The sequence below is a fragment of the Streptomyces sp. NPDC006326 genome (genome assembly GCF_040612915.1).
In the GTDB taxonomy this organism is placed as follows: domain Bacteria; phylum Actinomycetota; class Actinomycetes; order Streptomycetales; family Streptomycetaceae; genus Streptomyces.
The window spans coordinates 21,383-38,191 of record NZ_JBEXRC010000016.1; the positions used below are offsets into that span (position 1 = coordinate 21,383).

General features: G+C 72.7%; 14 protein-coding genes and 1 riboswitch. Of the genes, 13 read left to right on the forward strand and 1 reads right to left on the reverse strand.

Features of this window, described 5'->3' with window-relative positions:
• Positions 1-53 precede the first annotated feature (53 nt).
• The 10 genes from ABZ128_RS15030 (at position 54) to ABZ128_RS15075 (ending at position 12,019) form a co-directional block, all read left to right on the forward strand.
• Positions 54-983, forward strand: coding sequence for an ABC transporter permease (locus ABZ128_RS15030; protein ID WP_356848603.1), 930 nt, complete (start codon positions 54-56; stop codon positions 981-983).
• Complete coding sequence (locus ABZ128_RS15035; protein WP_356848605.1) at positions 976-1,758, forward strand: ABC transporter ATP-binding protein; 783 nt, start codon at positions 976-978, stop codon at positions 1,756-1,758. The genes ABZ128_RS15030 and ABZ128_RS15035 overlap by 8 nt, the downstream gene beginning before the upstream one ends.
• A gap of 387 nt (positions 1,759-2,145) precedes the next feature.
• Positions 2,146-3,081: a squalene synthase HpnC gene (gene hpnC, locus ABZ128_RS15040; RefSeq protein WP_356848606.1), complete on the forward strand. Its 936-nt coding sequence runs from the start codon at positions 2,146-2,148 to the stop codon at positions 3,079-3,081.
• An 8-nt stretch (positions 3,082-3,089) separates the two neighbouring features.
• Positions 3,090-4,037 (forward strand): presqualene diphosphate synthase HpnD, encoded by a 948-nt coding sequence (gene hpnD / locus ABZ128_RS15045; protein WP_356848607.1) that lies wholly within the window; start codon positions 3,090-3,092, stop codon positions 4,035-4,037.
• 133 nt (positions 4,038-4,170) lie between these two features.
• Entirely contained in the window at positions 4,171-5,550 is a 1,380-nt protein-coding gene (gene hpnE / locus ABZ128_RS15050; protein WP_356848608.1) for a hydroxysqualene dehydroxylase HpnE, read from the forward strand.
• A gap of 95 nt (positions 5,551-5,645) precedes the next feature.
• Positions 5,646-6,698 carry a polyprenyl synthetase family protein gene (locus tag ABZ128_RS15055; RefSeq protein ID WP_356848742.1) on the forward strand — a complete coding sequence of 351 codons (1,053 nt, stop codon included), beginning with the start codon at positions 5,646-5,648 and terminating at the stop codon, positions 6,696-6,698.
• 128 nt (positions 6,699-6,826) lie between these two features.
• On the forward strand, positions 6,827-8,920 hold the full coding sequence (gene shc / locus ABZ128_RS15060) for a squalene--hopene cyclase (RefSeq protein ID WP_356848610.1): 2,094 nt from the start codon (positions 6,827-6,829) through the stop codon (positions 8,918-8,920).
• The gene (locus tag ABZ128_RS15065) at positions 8,920-9,570 is read left to right on the forward strand and encodes a 1-hydroxy-2-methyl-2-butenyl 4-diphosphate reductase (RefSeq protein WP_356848611.1); all 651 of its coding nucleotides are present in this window, start codon (positions 8,920-8,922) and stop codon (positions 9,568-9,570) included. Before shc ends, ABZ128_RS15065 begins: the two co-directional genes overlap by 1 nt.
• A 5-nt stretch (positions 9,571-9,575) precedes the next feature.
• The gene (gene hpnH / locus ABZ128_RS15070; protein WP_356848613.1) at positions 9,576-10,607 is read left to right on the forward strand and encodes an adenosyl-hopene transferase HpnH; all 1,032 of its coding nucleotides are present in this window, start codon (positions 9,576-9,578) and stop codon (positions 10,605-10,607) included.
• Positions 10,604-12,019, forward strand: coding sequence for an aspartate aminotransferase family protein (locus ABZ128_RS15075; RefSeq protein ID WP_356848614.1), 1,416 nt, complete (start codon positions 10,604-10,606; stop codon positions 12,017-12,019). Before hpnH ends, ABZ128_RS15075 begins: the two co-directional genes overlap by 4 nt.
• Before the next feature lie 40 nt (positions 12,020-12,059).
• On the opposite strand, the gene ABZ128_RS15080 is transcribed toward ABZ128_RS15075, so the two are convergent.
• The gene (locus tag ABZ128_RS15080; protein ID WP_356848615.1) at positions 12,060-12,875 is read right to left on the reverse strand and encodes a tyrosine-protein phosphatase; all 816 of its coding nucleotides are present in this window, start codon (positions 12,873-12,875) and stop codon (positions 12,060-12,062) included.
• Between the two features lie 279 nt (positions 12,876-13,154).
• Positions 13,155-13,361, forward strand: a riboswitch (cyclic di-AMP (ydaO/yuaA leader).
• Positions 13,362-13,365: 4 nt separating this feature from the next.
• Between ABZ128_RS15080 and ABZ128_RS15085 the strand changes: the two genes are divergently transcribed.
• The 3 genes from ABZ128_RS15085 to ABZ128_RS15095 all read left to right on the forward strand — a co-directional run bounded on the left by ABZ128_RS15085 (position 13,366) and on the right by ABZ128_RS15095 (position 16,651).
• Entirely contained in the window at positions 13,366-14,325 is a 960-nt protein-coding gene (locus tag ABZ128_RS15085; RefSeq protein WP_356848617.1) for a peptidoglycan DD-metalloendopeptidase family protein, read from the forward strand.
• Between the two features lie 168 nt (positions 14,326-14,493).
• On the forward strand, positions 14,494-15,279 hold the full coding sequence (locus ABZ128_RS15090) for an SGNH/GDSL hydrolase family protein (protein WP_356848618.1): 786 nt from the start codon (positions 14,494-14,496) through the stop codon (positions 15,277-15,279).
• Between the two features lie 169 nt (positions 15,280-15,448).
• Positions 15,449-16,651, forward strand: a complete 1,203-nt coding sequence (locus ABZ128_RS15095) for an MBL fold metallo-hydrolase (protein ID WP_356848620.1) — start codon at positions 15,449-15,451, stop codon at positions 16,649-16,651.
• The last annotated feature ends 158 nt before the right edge of the window (positions 16,652-16,809 follow it).

The window sequence follows — 16,809 nt, forward strand, 5'->3', positions numbered from 1 at the left end:
CCCAGGCCCGATGCCACCATCTGCCGCATCTTGAAGACGGAAAGTTTCAACTTGTGAGTGACACAACCCAGGATGGCGCCCTCGCCACGAGCAAGCCGCCGTCCGAAGACGCGCGGCTGACCCCCGCGGAGCTCGCCGCGAAGTACGGCCTGTCCGTCAGCGGCGCCCGGCCCACCCTGGCCGGATACGTGCGGCAGCTGTGGGACCGGCGCCACTTCATCATGGCGTTCTCCCGGGCCAAGCTCATGGCCCAGTACAGCGAGGCGAAGCTCGGGCAGGTCTGGCAGGTGGCGACCCCCCTGCTCAACGCCCTGGTGTACTACCTGATCTTCGGCCTGATCCTGAAGGCCGGCCGCGGCATGGAGAAGGGGGTCTACATCCCCTTCCTGGTGACCGGCATCTTCGTCTTCACCTTCACCCAGAGCTCGCTGATGGCGGGCGTCCGGGCGATCCCGAGCAACCTGGGCCTGGTCCGCGCGCTGCACTTCCCGCGGGCGTCCCTGCCGATCTCCTTCTCGATGCAGCAGCTCGGACAGCTGCTGTACTCGATGATCGTGGTGGTCATCGTCACGATCGCCTTCGGCAGCTACCCGCGGCTGTCGTGGCTGCTGGTCGTCCCGGCGCTGGCGCTGCAGTTCCTCTTCAACACCGGCCTGGCGCTGATCTTCGCGCGGATGGGGGCCAAGACCCCCGACCTGGCGCAGCTCATGCCGTTCCTGACGCGTACGTGGATGTACGCCTCCGGCGTCATGTTCTCCATCAGCACCGTGCTCGCGGACAGGCCCGCGTGGATCGCCGACGTCCTCCAGTGGAACCCGGCGGCGATCTACATGGACCTGGTCCGTTTCGCGATGATCGACGACTACGGCCGCGAGAACCTGCCGCCGCACGTCTGGGCCTTCGCCGTCGGCTGGGCCGTCGTGATCGGCCTGGGCGGCTTCGTGTACTTCTGGAAGGCTGAGGAGCGTTACGGCCGTGGCTGACAACACCCTGGGGAAGATCCCCACCGTCATCGCGGACGAGGTGCACATCGTCTACCGCGTGAACACCGGCCGCTCCGGCAAGGGCAGCGCCACCGCGGCGCTGAGCAAGATAGTCCGCCGGGGCAAGGGCGACGCTCCCGGCGTGCGCCGCGTCCACGCCGTGCGCGGCGTCTCCTTCACGGCGTACCGCGGCGAGGCCATCGGCCTCATCGGCTCGAACGGCTCCGGCAAGTCGACCCTGCTGCGCGCCATCGCGGGGCTGCTGCCCTGCGAGTCCGGCCGGGTCTACACCGACGGCCAGCCCTCGCTGCTGGGCGTCAACGCCGCACTGATGAACGATCTGACCGGCGAGCGCAACGTCGTGCTCGGCGGGCTCGCGATGGGCATGAGCCGAGAGCAGATCAGGGAGCGCTACCAGGACATCGTCGACTTCTCCGGTATCAACGAGAAGGGCGATTTCATCTCCCTGCCGATGCGCACGTACTCCTCGGGTATGGCGGCGCGTCTGCGCTTTTCCATCGCGGCGGCCAAGGACCACGACGTCCTGATGATCGACGAGGCGCTGGCCACCGGTGACCGCAGCTTCCAGGTGCGTTCCGAGGACCGGATCCGCGAACTGCGGGAGAAGGCCGGCACGGTCTTCCTGGTGAGCCACAACAACAAGTCCATCCGCGACACCTGCGACCGGGTGCTGTGGCTGGAGAAGGGCGAGCTCCTGATGGACGGGCCCACCGAGGAAGTCGTCTCGGCCTACGAGAAGGCGACCAACCACTGACGTGGCGTCACCGCCGGCCCCCGTCGCCTCGTGCGGCGGGGGCCGCGCCATGCCCCCGGCGGGCCGCCCGGAGGCGGGGAACGACATTCGGTGGCGCAGGAATACCCCAGAGGCCCCTGCGGCGTTGTACAGCGTAAGCTGGAGCGGTCCTGAATCGCGGCAAGAGGGGACGATTCCCCACAGGTGAAACGGCCTGGGATACCTCGGGGAAAACCCGGCGGCGTGTCCGAAATAGGATGTATTGGGTTCGCAGTGTAGAACGGGAGACGTGACGGCAATGGCGACGGGAATTCTCCGGCCCCCAGGTATTGGGCGGTGTCTTGCCGGACAGGCGGGAACAGGGAGCGCCGGGACCCCTCAGGCCGTCCCCGCCGCGGGCGGCGGGCGGTGAGCCCGGGGCACGGCAACCGTCCCCGGTCCGCACCGGCCTCCGACGCCCTCGCCCGGGCCACCCTCTCCAAGGCCCGGACGGAGAACTTCCCCGTCGCCCCGTCGTTCCTCCCCCGCGCCTGGCGCCAGGGCCTGATGGCGGTGTACGGGTACGCCCGCCTCGTCGACGACATCGGCGACGGCGACCTTGCCCCGGGCGGACACGACGCCGTCCTCCTCGGACTCGACCCGGCCGCCGCGGACCACCCGCTGACCATGCTCGACGCCTTCGAGGCCGACCTGATGCGCGTCTTCGGCGCCGCGGAGGGCCCGCGGCACCCGCTGCTCCAGGCACTGCGGCCCGTGGTCCGCGACCACGGCCTCACCCCGGAGCCGTTCCTCGGGCTGATCGAGGCCAACCGGCAGGACCAGCGCGTCGCCCGCTACGAGACGTACGGCGAGCTCCTCGGCTACTGCGAGCTCTCCGCGAACCCGGTGGGCCGCCTCGTGCTGTCCCTCACCGGGACGGGCACCCCCGAACGGATCCGCCGCTCCGACGCCGTCTGCACCGCCCTGCAGATCGTGGAGCACGTCCAGGACGTCGCCGAGGACCTCGGCCGGGACCGGATCTACCTCCCCGCCGAGGACCTGCGCCGCTTCCGCGTGACCGCAACCGACCTGAAGGCGCCCACCGCGAACGCGTCCGTGCGCTCCCTGATCGCCTTCGAGGCCGAACGCGCCCGGGACCTGCTGGACGAAGGCACCCTGCTCGTGGGCAGCGTGCACGGCAGGCTCCGGCTGCTGCTCGCGGGTTTCGTGGGAGGAGGGCGCGCCGCCCTGCGGGCCGTCTCCGCCGCCGGATTCGACGTACTGCCCGGCCCGCCCAAGCCCACCAAGCACGGCCTGCTCCGCGAGGTGGCCGCCGTCCTGCGCACAGCGCCGAGAAAGGGGTGAGCCCGACCGTGGAGGGTTTCGCACACACGTCCGTACCGTCGGCACCGGTCCTCGCGGCCTACAGCTACTGCGAGGCGGTCACCGGGTCGCAGGCCCGCAACTTCGCGTACGGCATCCGCCTGCTGCCCACCGACAAGCGGCAGGCGATGTCCGCGCTCTACGCCTTCTCCCGGCGCGTCGACGACATCGGCGACGGCACGCTCGCCCCCGCGGCCAAACTCGCCCGGCTGGAGGAGACCCGCGCCCAGCTCGGCCGGATCAGGGCGGGCGAGGTCGCCGAGGACGACACCGACCCGGTCGCCGTCGCCCTCGCCCACGCCGCACGCCGCTTCCCCATCCCGCTCGGCGGGCTCGACGAACTCATCGACGGCGTCCTCATGGACGTCCGCGGCGAGACCTACGAGACCTGGGAGGACCTCAAGGCCTACTGCCGCTGCGTGGCCGGTGCCATCGGGCGGCTCTCGCTCGGCGTCTTCGGCACCACACCGGGCGCGGCCGACGCCGACCGGGCCGACGCGTACGCCGACACCCTCGGCCTCGCCCTCCAGCTCACCAACATCCTGCGCGACGTCCGCGAGGACGCGGCCAACGGCCGCACCTACCTCCCCGCCGAGGACCTCGCCAAGTTCGGCTGCACCGGAGGCTTCCACGGCGACCGGGTCCCCGCGGGCGCCGACTTCGCCGGCCTCGTCCACCACGAAGTCCGGCGCGCCCGCGCCCTGTTCGTCGAGGGCTACCGGCTGCTGCCCATGCTCGACCGGCGCAGCGGCGCCTGCGTCGCCGCCATGGCCGGCATCTACCGCCGCCTCCTCGACCGCATCGAGCGGGAGCCCTACGCCGTGCTCCGCGGCCGGGTCTCCCTGCCGACCCACGAGAAGGCGTACGTCGCCGTGCGCGGACTGTCCGGCCTCGACGCCCGCACCATCTCGCGCCAGAGCACGCGGAGGCGGATCTGATGAGTCCGACGACCAGCCCGCGCGGGCCGCGCCGCCGCGCGCAGGCAACCCCGGCGACGGCCACTGCGTCCGTCACCGCGGGTCCGGCCCGTACGGCCGCCCCGGCAGGCAGCCGGACGACGGGGGAGGACGCATGAGCGGCAGCGACCGGCACGCCGTGGTCGTCGGCGGCGGCCTCGCCGGCGTCACCACCGCCCTCGAACTCGCCGACGCGGGCCTGAAGGTGACCCTGCTGGAGGGCCGCCCCCGGCTCGGCGGCCTCGCCTTCTCCTTCAAGCGCGGCGACCTCACCGTCGACAACGGCCAACACGTCTACCTGCGCTGCTGCACCGCCTACCGGTGGTTCCTCGACCGGATCGACGGGGCCGCGCTCGCCCCGCTCCAGGACCGGCTCGACGTACCCGTCCTCGACGTCGCCCACCCCCGGGGCCCGCGCCTGGGCCGGCTGCGGCGCAGCGCCCTGCCCGTGCCCCTGCACCTGGCCGCCTCGCTCGCCCGCTACCCCCACCTCTCCCTCGGCGAGCGCCTGGGCGTGGGGCGCGCCGCGCTCGCGCTGCGCCGCCTCGACCCCGCCGACCCGGCGCTCGACGGCCTGGACTTCGCGACCTGGCTCGGCCGCTACGGCCAGAGCCCGCGTACCGTCGAGGCCCTGTGGGACCTCGTCGGCATCGCCACGCTCAACGCCACCGCCGAGCACTCCTCGCTGGGCCTGGCCGCCATGGTCTTCAAGACCGGCCTGCTCTCCGAGAACGGCGCCGCGGACATCGGCTGGGCCGCGGTCCCCCTCGGCGACCTGCACGACACCCTGGCCCGCAAGGCGCTCGACGCGGCCGGCGTACGCACCGAACTGCGCACCCGCGTCACCGCCGTCTCCCGTACCCCGGAGGGGAACTGGCGGGTCGACACCGACACCGAGTCGCTCGACGCCGCCGCCGTCGTCCTCGCCGTCCCGCAGCGCGAGGCGCACGCACTGCTGCCCCCCGGGGCCCTGGCCGACCCGGACAAGCTCCTCGACATCGGCACCGCGCCCATCCTCAACGTCCACGTCGTCTACGACCGCAAGGTGCTCAAGCAGCCCTTCTTCGCCGCGCTCGGCTCCCCGGTCCAGTGGGTCTTCGACCGGACCGACGCCTCCGGACTGCCCGACGGCGGCCAGTACCTCGCCCTGTCCCAGTCGGCCGCCCAGGACGACATCGACGAGCCGGTCTCGGTGCTGCGCGCGAAGTACCTGCCCGAGCTGGAACGGCTGCTGCCCGCCGCGCGCGGCGCCAAGGTACGGGACTTCTTCGTGACCCGGGAGCGGACCGCCACGTTCGCCCCCACCCCCGGCGTCGGCCGGCTGCGCCCCGGGGCGCGGACCGACACGCCGGGCCTCTACCTCGCCGGTGCGTGGACCGCCACCGGTTGGCCCGCGACGATGGAGGGCGCCGTACGCAGCGGACTGGGTGCGGCACACGCCGCCCTCACCACGCTCGGCCGCCACCGCGAGCACCCCCTGCAGGAGGCGGTATGACGACCACCGGCACGACCCGCACAGCAGCACGTACAGGAAACAGAGGAGAGCCAGTGAACCCGGGGAACCCGGCAGTCGAGAACACGGATGCCGGTATGGGCGCGGCCGGTCCGGAGAAGGCGGACACCCTCGCCCTCCTGGAGCGCGGCCGCACGCTGTCGACTCCCGCGCTGCGCGCCGCAGTCGACCGGCTCGCGGCGCCCATGGACACCGTCGCCGCCTACCACTTCGGCTGGATCGACGCCCAGGGCAACCCGGCGGACGGCGACGGCGGCAAGGCCGTGCGGCCCGCGCTCGCCCTGCTGTCGGCCGAGGCCGCCGGCGCCGCGCCCGAGGTCGGCATCCCGGGCGCCGTCGCCGTCGAGCTGGTCCACAACTTCTCGCTGCTGCACGACGACCTGATGGACGGCGACGAGCAGCGCCGCCACCGCGACACGGTGTGGAAGGTGCACGGACCGGCCCAGGCGATCCTGGTCGGCGACGCGCTCTTCGCCCTCGCCAACGAGGTGCTGCTGGAGCTCGGCACCGTCGAGGCGGGCCGGGCCGCGCGCCGTCTGACCACCGCCAGCCGCAAGCTCATCGACGGCCAGGCGCAGGACATCTCCTACGAGCACCGCGAGCGCGTCAGCGTCGAGGAGTGCCTGGAGATGGAGGGCAACAAGACCGGCGCCCTGCTCGCCTGCGCGGTCTCCATCGGCGCCGTGCTCGGCGGAGCGGACGACCGCACGGCCGACAAGCTGGAGGAGTACGGCTACCACCTGGGCCTCGCCTTCCAGGCCGTCGACGACCTCCTCGGCATCTGGGGGGACCCGGAGTCCACCGGCAAGCAGACCTGGAGCGACCTGCGCCAGCGCAAGAAGTCCCTGCCGGTCGTCGCCGCGCTCGCCGCGGGCGGACCGGCCTGCGAGGAGCTGGCGCAGCTGCTCGCCGCCGACGCCAAGAGCAACGACTTCGAGAACTTCTCCGAGGAGGAGTTCGCGGCCCGTGCGGCGCTCATCGAGGCGGCGGGCGGCCGCGCGTGGACCGCGGAGGAGGCCCGCCGCCAGCACGCCGTGGCGATCCGGGCCCTGGACGAGGTGGACATGCCGCAGCGGGTGCGCGAACAGCTCACCGCCCTCGCCGATTTCGTCGTCGTGCGCAAGAGGTGACCGTCACCCGGGCCGCCCAGCCGCGTATATGACTCGCCGGTCGCCGGCCGGCGCTTCCTGACGGGAGCGCCGGCCGACGGCAGACCCCAGCACAGCAGAGGACAGGACACTGCACGTAAGGGGAAGCCATGACAGCGACGACCGACAGTGCCGGTGCCCGCGGCGCTGATCCGGAGGACGGCGGGGCCGCGGTGGGCGCCGTGCCCGTGCGCCCCGCCCGGCAGGCCGGGAGCCCGCCCGGACCGGTCCTCGGCACGGGGCTCGCGGAGCCGGCCGGGATCCCGGGGGACCCGCCCGCGGCGCCGCCGGAGCGCCGCCGGACCGCGAGCGGACCGCAGGCGGTGCAGGACGCCGCCGCGCGGGCGGTCCGGCACCTGCTCGACCGCCAGGACCCCGAGGGCTGGTGGAAGGGCGACCTGGAGACCAACGTCACCATGGACGCCGAGGACCTCCTGCTGCGGCAGTTCCTCGGCATCCGGGACGAGGCCACCACCCGGGCCGCCGCCCTGTTCATCCGCGGCGAGCAGCGCGAGGACGGCACCTGGGCCACCTTCCACGGCGGGCCGCCCGAACTCTCCGCCACCATCGAGGCGTACGTCGCCCTGCGCCTGGCCGGGGACGACCCCGACGCCCCGCACATGGCCCGCGCCTCCGCCTGGATCCGGGCCCACGGCGGGATCGCCGCCGCCCGCGTCTTCACCCGTGTCTGGCTGGCCCTGTTCGGCTGGTGGAGCTGGGACCACCTGCCCGAACTCCCGCCGGAACTGGTCTTCCTGCCGCCGTGGGTGCCGCTGAACATCTACGACTTCGGCTGCTGGGCCCGCCAGACCATCGTCCCGCTGACCGTGGTCTCCGCCAAGCGGCCGGTCCGCCCCGCCCCCTTTGCCCTCGACGAGCTGCACACCGACGCCCGGCGGCCCTTCCCGGCCACCCGCCCGGCCCCGCTGGCCAGTTGGGACGGCGTCTTCCAGCGGATGGACCGGGCCCTGCACGTCTACCGGCGCTTCGCCCCCCGCCGGCTGCGCAAGGCGGCCATGGACACCGCCGCCCGCTGGATCATCGAGCGCCAGGAGAACGACGGCTGCTGGGGCGGCATCCAGCCGCCCGCCGTGTACTCGATCATCGCCCTGCACCTGCTCGGATACGACCTCGGGCACCCCGTCATGCGGGCCGGACTGGAATCGCTGGACCGGTTCGCCGTGTGGCGCGAGGACGGCGCCCGGATGGTCGAGGCCTGCCAGTCCCCGGTCTGGGACACCTGCCTCGCCGCCATCGCCCTCGCCGACGCGGGCCTGCCCGCCGACCATCCGGCCCTGGTCAGGGCCGCCGACTGGATGCTCGGGGAGGAGATCGTCCGCACCGGCGACTGGGCCGTGCGGCGGCCCGGACTGGCCCCGGGGGGCTGGGCCTTCGAGTTCCACAACGACAACTACCCCGACATCGACGACACCGCCGAAGTCGTCCTGGCCTTGCGCCGGATCAAGCACCCCCGGCCGTCCCGCGTCGAGGCGGCCATCGCCCGCGGCGTCTCCTGGAACCTCGGCATGCAGTCGCGCAACGGCGCCTGGGGCGCCTTCGACGCCGACAACACCAGCCCCTTCCCCAACCGCCTGCCCTTCTGCGACTTCGGCGAGGTCATCGACCCGCCGTCGGCCGACGTCACTGCCCACGTGGTGGAGATGCTCGCCGTCGAGGGCAGGGCCGCCGACCCCCGCACCCGCCGCGGCATCGCCTGGCTGCTCGCCGAACAGGAGCCCAACGGCAGCTGGTTCGGCCGCTGGGGCACCAACTACGTCTACGGGACGGGCTCGGTGGTCCCCGCGCTGACCACCGCGGGGATCGCCCCGGCGCATCCCGCGATCCGGCGGGCGGTGCGCTGGCTGGAGACCGTACAGAACGAGGACGGCGGGTGGGGCGAGGACCAGCGCTCCTACAAGGACCCCCAGTGGGCGGGCCGCGGCGCCTCGACCCCCTCGCAGACCGCCTGGGCCCTGATGGCGCTGCTCTCGGCGGGGGAGCGGGAGTCGAAGGCCGTGGAGCGCGGCATCGCGTACCTGGTGGACGGCCAGCGCGAGGACGGCTCCTGGGACGAGCCGTACTTCACCGGCACCGGCTTCCCCTGGGACTTCTCCATCAACTACCACCTCTACCGGCAGGTGTTCCCGCTCACCGCGCTCGGCCGCTACCTGTACGGGGAACCGTTTGCGCCGGGGGAGGGCTGATGAGCCCCGGGCTGCCGCTGCTGGTGGCCTGCGCCCTGCGCATCGAGCAGGCGGCCCTGCGCAGCGGCGGCGACCGCGGGCCCCGCCGCGCCCCCGAGGGCTATGCCCTGCTGCGTACGGGCATGGGCCCGCGCGCCGCCGAGCGGGCCGTCGGCCGGGCGCTCGCGGAGCCGGGCCTGAGCGGGGCCGCCGTCCTCGCCACCGGGTTCTGCGCCGGGCTGGTCCCCGGCATGCACCCCGGCGACCTGGTCGTCGCCGACGAGACCCGCGACCCCCGGGGCACCGTCCCGTGCGACGGGACCGCCCTGCTCGCCGAGGCGCTCGCCCGGGCCGCCCCCGGCCGGACCGTGCACACCGGCGCCCTGACCGGATCCGACCACGTCGTCCGCGGCCAGCAGCGCGCACACCTGCGGGCCACCGACGCCATCGCGGTCGACATGGAGTCGGCGGCCACCCTCTGGACCGCGAGAGGCACCGCACGCGGTCCCGGCCGTCCGGTTGCGGCCGTCCGGGTGATCGTGGACGCTCCGGAGCATGAGCTCGTCCGCATCGGCACCGTCCGCGGTGGAATATCGGCCTTCCGCGTACTGCGTGCCGTACTGCCCGCGTTTTATGACTGGCACCGTTCTTTGCTGCTCCCCAGGAGGTGAGCCAGATGGCCATGCCGCTGCGACAGTCCATCAGGGTCGGGACCTATCTTCTCGAACAGAAGCTCCGCAAGCGTGAGAAGTTCCCGCTGATCGTCGAGCTGGAGCCGCTCTACGCCTGCAACCTGGCCTGCGAGGGGTGCGGGAAGATCCAGCACCCGGCCGGGGTGCTCAAGCAGCGCATGCCGGTCGCCCAGGCGGTCGGCGCCGTCCTGGAGTCCGGCGCGCCCATGGTGTCCATCGCGGGCGGCGAGCCCCTGATGCACCCGCAGATCGACGAGATCGTGCGGCAGTTGGTCGCGAGGCGCAAGTACGTCTTCCTCTGCACCAACGCGATGCTGCTCCGCAAGAAGATCGAGAAGTTCACCCCGTCCCCCTACTTCGCCTTCGCCGTCCACATCGACGGGCTGCGCGAGCGGCACGACGAGTCGGTGGCCAAGGAAGGCGTCTTCGACGAGGCGGTCGCCGCCATCAAGGAGGCGAAGAGGCGCGGCTTCCGCGTGACCACCAACTCCACCTTCTTCAACACGGACACCCCGCAGACCATCATCGAGGTGCTCAACTACCTCAACGACGACCTGAAGGTCGACGAGATGATGATCTCGCCCGCCTATGCCTACGAAAAGGCCCCCGACCAGGAGCACTTCCTGGGCGTCGAACAGACCCGGGAACTCTTCAGGAAGGCCTTCGCGGGCGGAAACCGGCGGCGGTGGCGGCTCAACCACTCGCCGCTCTTCCTGGACTTCCTGGAAGGCCGGGTCGATTTCCCCTGCACCGCCTGGGCCATTCCCAATTACTCCCTCTTCGGCTGGCAGCGCCCCTGCTACCTGATGAGCGACGACTACGTGCCCACGTACCGGGAACTGATCGAGGAAACCGACTGGAGCAAGTACGGCCGCGGAAAGGACCCGCGGTGCGCGAACTGCATGGCGCACTGCGGCTACGAGCCGACCGCCGTCCTCGCCACCATGGGCTCGCTCAAGGAATCCCTGCGCGCCGCCCGGGAGACGATCGCCGCCAACCGGGACGCGTCGGCATGAGCACCGGCCACCCGGGGGAGGGCGGCCGGGGCAAGGGCTTCGACCTCGGCGCCCTGCTGGCCGAGCGCGGCGCCGAGCGCTACGAGCTGCACGCACGCCACCTCAACCACCAGCTGCCGAGGATGCTGCACACCATCGGCTTCGACAAGGTCTACGAGCGGGCCGAGGGCGCCCACTTCTGGGACGCCGAGGGCAACGACTACCTCGACATGCTCGCCGGATTCGGGGTGATGGGGCTGGGCCGGCACCACCCGGTCGTCCGCCGGGCCCTGCACGACGTCCTCGACGCCCAGCTCGCCGACCTCACCCGCTTCGACTGCCAGCCGCTGCCCGGACTGCTGGCCGAGAAGCTGCTCACGTACAGCCCCCACCTGGACCGGGTCTTCTTCGGCAACAGCGGCACCGAGGCGGTGGAGACCGCCCTGAAGTTCGCCCGGTACGCCACGGGACGGCCCAGGATCCTCTACTGCGACCACGCCTTCCACGGGCTCACCACCGGCTCGCTCTCCGTCAACGGAGAGGCCGGCTTCCGGGACGGCTTCGCACCGCTGCTGCCCGACACGGCGATCGCGCTCGGCGACCTGGCCGCCCTGGAGCGGGAGCTGGCGCGCGGAGACGTCGCCGCCCTCGTGGTCGAGCCGGTCCAGGGCAAGGGCGTACTCGCCGCCCCGCCCGGTTTCCTGTCCGGCGCCCAGGCACTGCTGCGCCGGCACAAGGCGCTGCTGATCGCGGACGAGGTGCAGACCGGCCTCGGACGCACCGGTGATTTCTACGCCTACCAGCACGAGCCGGGCGTGGAGCCGGACCTGGTGTGCGTGGCGAAGGCGCTGTCGGGCGGCTACGTGCCGGTCGGCGCGACCCTGGGCAAGGACTGGATCTTCAAGAAGGTCTACTCGTCCATGGACCGGGTGCTCGTGCACTCCGCGAGCTTCGGTTCCAACGCCCAGGCGATGGCGGCCGGACTGGCGGTGCTCTCCGTCATGGAGGACGAGTCGGTGGTCGCCCGCGCCCGCGCGACGGGGGACCTGCTGCGCGGCCGCCTCACGGCGCTGGTGGGCGAGTACGAGCTGCTCCACGAGGTACGGGGGCGCGGCCTGATGATCGGCATCGAGTTCGGCCGCCCGGACTCGCTGGGCCTGCGCAGCCGGTGGACCATGCTCCAGGCGGCCCGCAAGGGGCTCTTCGCACAGATGGTCGTGGTGCCGCTGCTCCAGAAGCACCGGATCCTCACCCAGGTCTCGGGCGACCACATGGAGGTCATCAAGCTGATCCCGCCGCTGATCATCGACGAGGCGGACGTCGACCGCTTCGTCACCGCCTTCCGCGCGGTGATGGACGAGGCGCACGGGGGCGGCGGACTCATGTGGGACTTCGGCAGGACGCTGGTGAAGCAGGCCGTCGGCAACCGCTGACGGCGTCCCGCCCGCCCCGCTGGGGCGGGCGGGGCCGGTCTCACAGGCCCTGGTCGAGCAGCTGCTCGCGCAGCCGGGCGAGGGTCGCGGGAGTGAGCCGGAGGCCCTCGGCCAGGTAGCGGTCGAGGCCGCCCCAGTGGTCGTCGATGGTGTCGAAGGCGGCGGTGAGGTATTCCGCGCGGGCGTCGAAGAGCGGGGCGAGCAGCTCCAGCACCTCGGGGGAGCGGGCCTCGGACGGCTCGCCGGTGCGGCGCATCCGGTAGCGGCGGTGCGGGGCGTTCGACTCCAGGTAGTCCGCGGTGATCGCCTCGCGCTCGACGCCCAGCGCGAGCAGCGTGACGGCGATCGACAGGCCGGCGCGGTCCTTGCCGGCCGCGCAGTGCATGAGGGCCGGGACGCTGTCCTCGGCGAGGGCGTGCACGACCCGGCTGTGCTCGGCGGTGCGGTTGCGGATCATAGAGCGGTAGGAGGCGGTCATCCGGGCGGCGGCCTTCCCCTCGCCGAGGAGCGCGCGGAGCTGGTCGATCCCGCCCTCGCGGACGATCGTCCAGAACTCCCGTCCGTCGGCCGGATCGGACAGGGGGATGTTGACGTTGCGGACGCCCGGCAGGTCGACGTCGAGGCCCTCCAGGGCATGGTCCGCGTCGTTGCGGAAGTCGAAGACGGTGTGCAGGCCCAGCGCGGCGAGGAATTCCGTATCTTTTTCGGTGGCATGTGCCAGATGTCCGCTTCGGAACAGTCGTCCCGTCCTGACCCTGCGCCCGTCGGTGGTCGGCAGGCCGCCCACGTCACGGAAGTTGCGTACTCCGACCAGCTCCGGCTCCACCGGTGGGGTGTGGTGTATCTGCTGGGTCACGGAATTCTCCTCCGTATCGTCGCGGATGTCCGAATTTGGACCACTTGGCCACAACTTGCCTGCCCGGAAGGGTGGATCGCGTCCCCGCCCGTGAGCCAGATCATACGGTGACCGTGCGTGCCTGATCGCGGAACTCGAATTGCCTTGTGGAGGGGGCCGTTGTCCCCGCGGAATGGACACAGGGTGACCGGAATTCCGCCGATGCCCGACTTCCGGGAAAGTGTTGGGTAATTCGTGGCTTGTTCCGCGCGGTGCGGCTGGATTACGTTCGCCACCGATCCGGATGGACCGCCGAATCCTGCCGCCATCCGGGAACCGCACCCGACTATTCACGCGCGCGGCAGGAGCGGGGGAACCAGGTAAGACGCTGCTCCGGATCCTTCTTCCGGACGGCTCGGGGTGAAGCCGTACAGGTGCTGTTCCTGTCCGGCCGGACATCTCCAGTCCGAACCCGACAGCTCACCTCGCAGGCGACGGAGAGGAAATCGCCATGCCTGCAAAGGGTAAGCACCGCCGTCCCAAGTCCCGCTCCCTCGCGCGTGGTTTCGCCGTTGCCGGCACCGGCGGCGCGGCCCTCGCCCTGCCGCTGATCGGAGCCGCAGGCGCCCAGGCGGCCGGCGCCCCGGCCGCGGCTCCCGTCACGGCCCCCGTGCAGGCCCCCCAGGCTCCGGCCGCCCTCCAGGCCGCCCCCGCCGCCGCTCCGGCCGTCTACACCGTGGTGCCCGGCGACTGCCTCTCCGAGATCGCGGCCGAGCGCCACCTCTCGGGCGGCTGGCAGCAGCTGTACGCCGACAACCGCGAGGCCGTCGGCGCCGACCCGTCCCTGATCCACCCCGGCCTCAAGCTGACCCTCGGCGCCCGGGCCGGGGCCGCCCCGCAGGCCTCCGCCCGGGAGCAGGCACCCGCCCGGCCGCAGGCGCCGGCCGAGAAGCAGGCGCCGGCCGAGAAGCAGGCCCCTGCGCCCAAGGGGAAGGCCCCGGCCCCGCAGGCCGCGGCCGAGGCCGCGCCCGCGCCCGCCGCGAAGAGCCGGACGGTCACCGCCGCCGGCTTCGTCGCCCCCGTCGGCGGCGGCGGGATCTCCACCCAGTACAAGACGCCCGGCGCCATGTGGTCCAGCGGCTACCACACCGGTGTCGACTTCGTCGCGAGCTCCGGCACCTCCGTCAAGGCGGTCGGCGCCGGCACTGTGGTCTCCGCCGGATGGGGCGGCGCGTACGGCAACGAGGTCGTCATCCGGCACGAGGACGGCAAGTACTCCCAGTACGGCCACCTGTCGCAGCTGTCCGTCTCGGTCGGCCAGAGCGTGGCCGCGGGCCGGCAGATCGGCCTCTCCGGCTCCACCGGCAACTCGACCGGTCCGCACCTGCACTTCGAGATCCGCACCGGCCCGTCCTACGGCTCGGACATCGACCCGCTGGCCTACCTCCGCTCCAAGGGCGTGAGCATCTGACACCACCCGCAGCCGCGGAGGCGTCCAGACCCGCGTGAGGCCGGGGCCCGAGGGGGGTCCCGGCCTCACGCGCTGTTATTCCGTACCCGCCCCGTGGTACAAATCACGGTCCGTCAACCCCTGCCTACGGTGGCGTAGGTCACGTGCCGGGGTGAAGGATAAGGCCTCGTGGCAGCGACGACGACGACACTCAAGACCATCGGCTCGTACGCGGCGATCGGGGACAGCTTCACCGAGGGCGTGGGGGATCCGGGACCCGGGGGGAGCTTTGTCGGCTGGGCGGACCGGCTGGCCGTACTCCTGGCCGATCAGCGCGAGGAACACGACTTCCGGTACGCGAACCTGGCCGTGCGAGGACGCCTCCTCGACCAGATCGTGGCCGAACAGGTGCCCAGGGCCAAGGAACTCGCCCCGGACCTGGTGAGTTTCTGCGCGGGCGGCAACGACATCATCCGACCCGGCAGCGACCCGGACGCGGTGGCGGAGCGCTTCGAGGCAGCCGTCGCCGACCTGACCGGAGCGGTCGGGCTGGTGATGATCACCACGGGCTTCGACACCCGTGGCGTGCCGGTCCTCAAGCACCTGCGGGGCAAGGTGGCGACGTACAGCGCCCACGTGCGCGCCATCGCCGACCGGTACGGGTGCCCGGTGCTCGACCTCTGGTCGCTGAGGTCCGTCCAGGACCGGCGGGCTTGGGACGACGACCGGCTGCACCTCTCGCCCGAGGGGCACACCCGGGTCGCGCTGCGCGCCGCCCAGGTGCTGGGGCTGGAGGTGCCGGCCGACCCCGACCAGCCGTGGCCGCCCCAACAGCCGCGCGGCTCGGTGGACGTGACCCGGGACAACATCCTCTGGGCGCGGGAGCACCTGGTCCCCTGGATCGGCCGACGGCTGCGCGGGGAGTCCTCCGGCGACCACGTGGAGGCGAAGCGCCCCGACCTGCTGCCGCTGTAGGCGCCGGTCCGGGTGCCGCCGCAGTGCCGGTGGTCGCCGGTGCGGCGCGAGGAGCCGGAGGGAAGGGAGCGCGGAGCGGAATCCTTCGGGGCCGGTGTGCGTTGGGAAGGGCGTGGACCGGCGTACGGTCCACGACCGCCCCTTCCGCCCCATCCTCCCAGGAGGCGCTTTGACCGGCTCCCGTCCCCTGCGTCCACGGTTGCGCGCCCTGCGGCCCGAATCCTTCGGCGCGGATCCGTCCGGCGCACGGCTGGAGCGGATCCAGCGTTCGCCGAACTTCGCCGACGGCGTCTTCCAGAACCCGCTCGGGGCCCGGACCAGGCCCTCCGGCTCGATGCGCGAGTTCGCGAAGATCTACTTCGACAAGGAGCACCGGATCCGGCGCAACCCCGGCGCCCCGATCCCGGTCTACCCGACGACGCTCGCCGAGCTGGCGAAGCCGCCCGCCAGCGGACTGCGCCTGACGTGGATGGGGCATTCCAGCGTGCTCGCGGAGATCGACGGACGGCGCGTGCTGTTCGACCCGGTCTGGGGCGAGCGGTGTTCCCCCTTCCCCTTCGCCGGGCCCAGGCGACTGCACCCCGTACCGGTGCCGCTGGCCTCGCTGGGACCGGTCGACGCCGTGGTGATCTCCCACGACCACTACGACCACCTCGACCTGCCGACGATCAAGGCGCTGGTCGGCACGGACACGGTCTTCGCGGTCCCGCTGGGCGTCGGGGCGCACCTGGAGCGCTGGGGCGTCTCCGAGGACCGGATCCGCGAGCTCGACTGGAACGAGAGCACCGACATCGCCGGCCTGTCGCTGACCGCCACCCCGGCACGCCACTTCTGCGGCCGGGGACTGCGCAACCAGCAGCACACCCTGTGGGCCTCCTGGGTGGTCGCGGGCGACGAGCACCGCATCTACCACAGCGGTGACACCGGCTACTTCCCCGGCTTCGCCGAGATCGGCGCCGCGCACGGCCCCTTCGACGCCACGATGATCCAGATCGGGGCGTACTCGGAGTACTGGCCGGACATCCACATGACGCCCGAGGAGGGCATGCGCGCCCACCTCGACCTCCAGGGCGGCATCCCGCACGGCACGATGCTGCCGATCCACTGGGGCACCTTCAACCTGGCCCCGCACCCGTGGGAGGAGCCCGGCGAGGGCACCCTGGCGGCGGCGGAGGCAGCCGGGGCGGCGGTCGCGCTGCCGATCCCGGGCCGGCCCTTCGAGCCGGGGGACACGGCCGCGCTGCCGACCGACCCGTGGTGGCGCCCGTTCGCCACCCCCGCACCTGCCGCCCCGGTCGCGACGCCCCGGCCGGCCGTCACCGGCCGCCCGCCGGTGACGGCCCACGGGGAACCGGAGACCGTCGGGTCGTAGGTCCGCAGCGCACGCCGGTGCGCCGGGGCGTGCGGAAACGTCCCGGCGCGAGGCCCGCCGGCCGCCGGGTGCCGGGCGGCGGGGGTGGTGCGTCCGGCGGAGCCGGGGCGGTGCGCGCTCCCCGGCGGATTCGGGCTGCCGTACGAGCGCTCCACCGG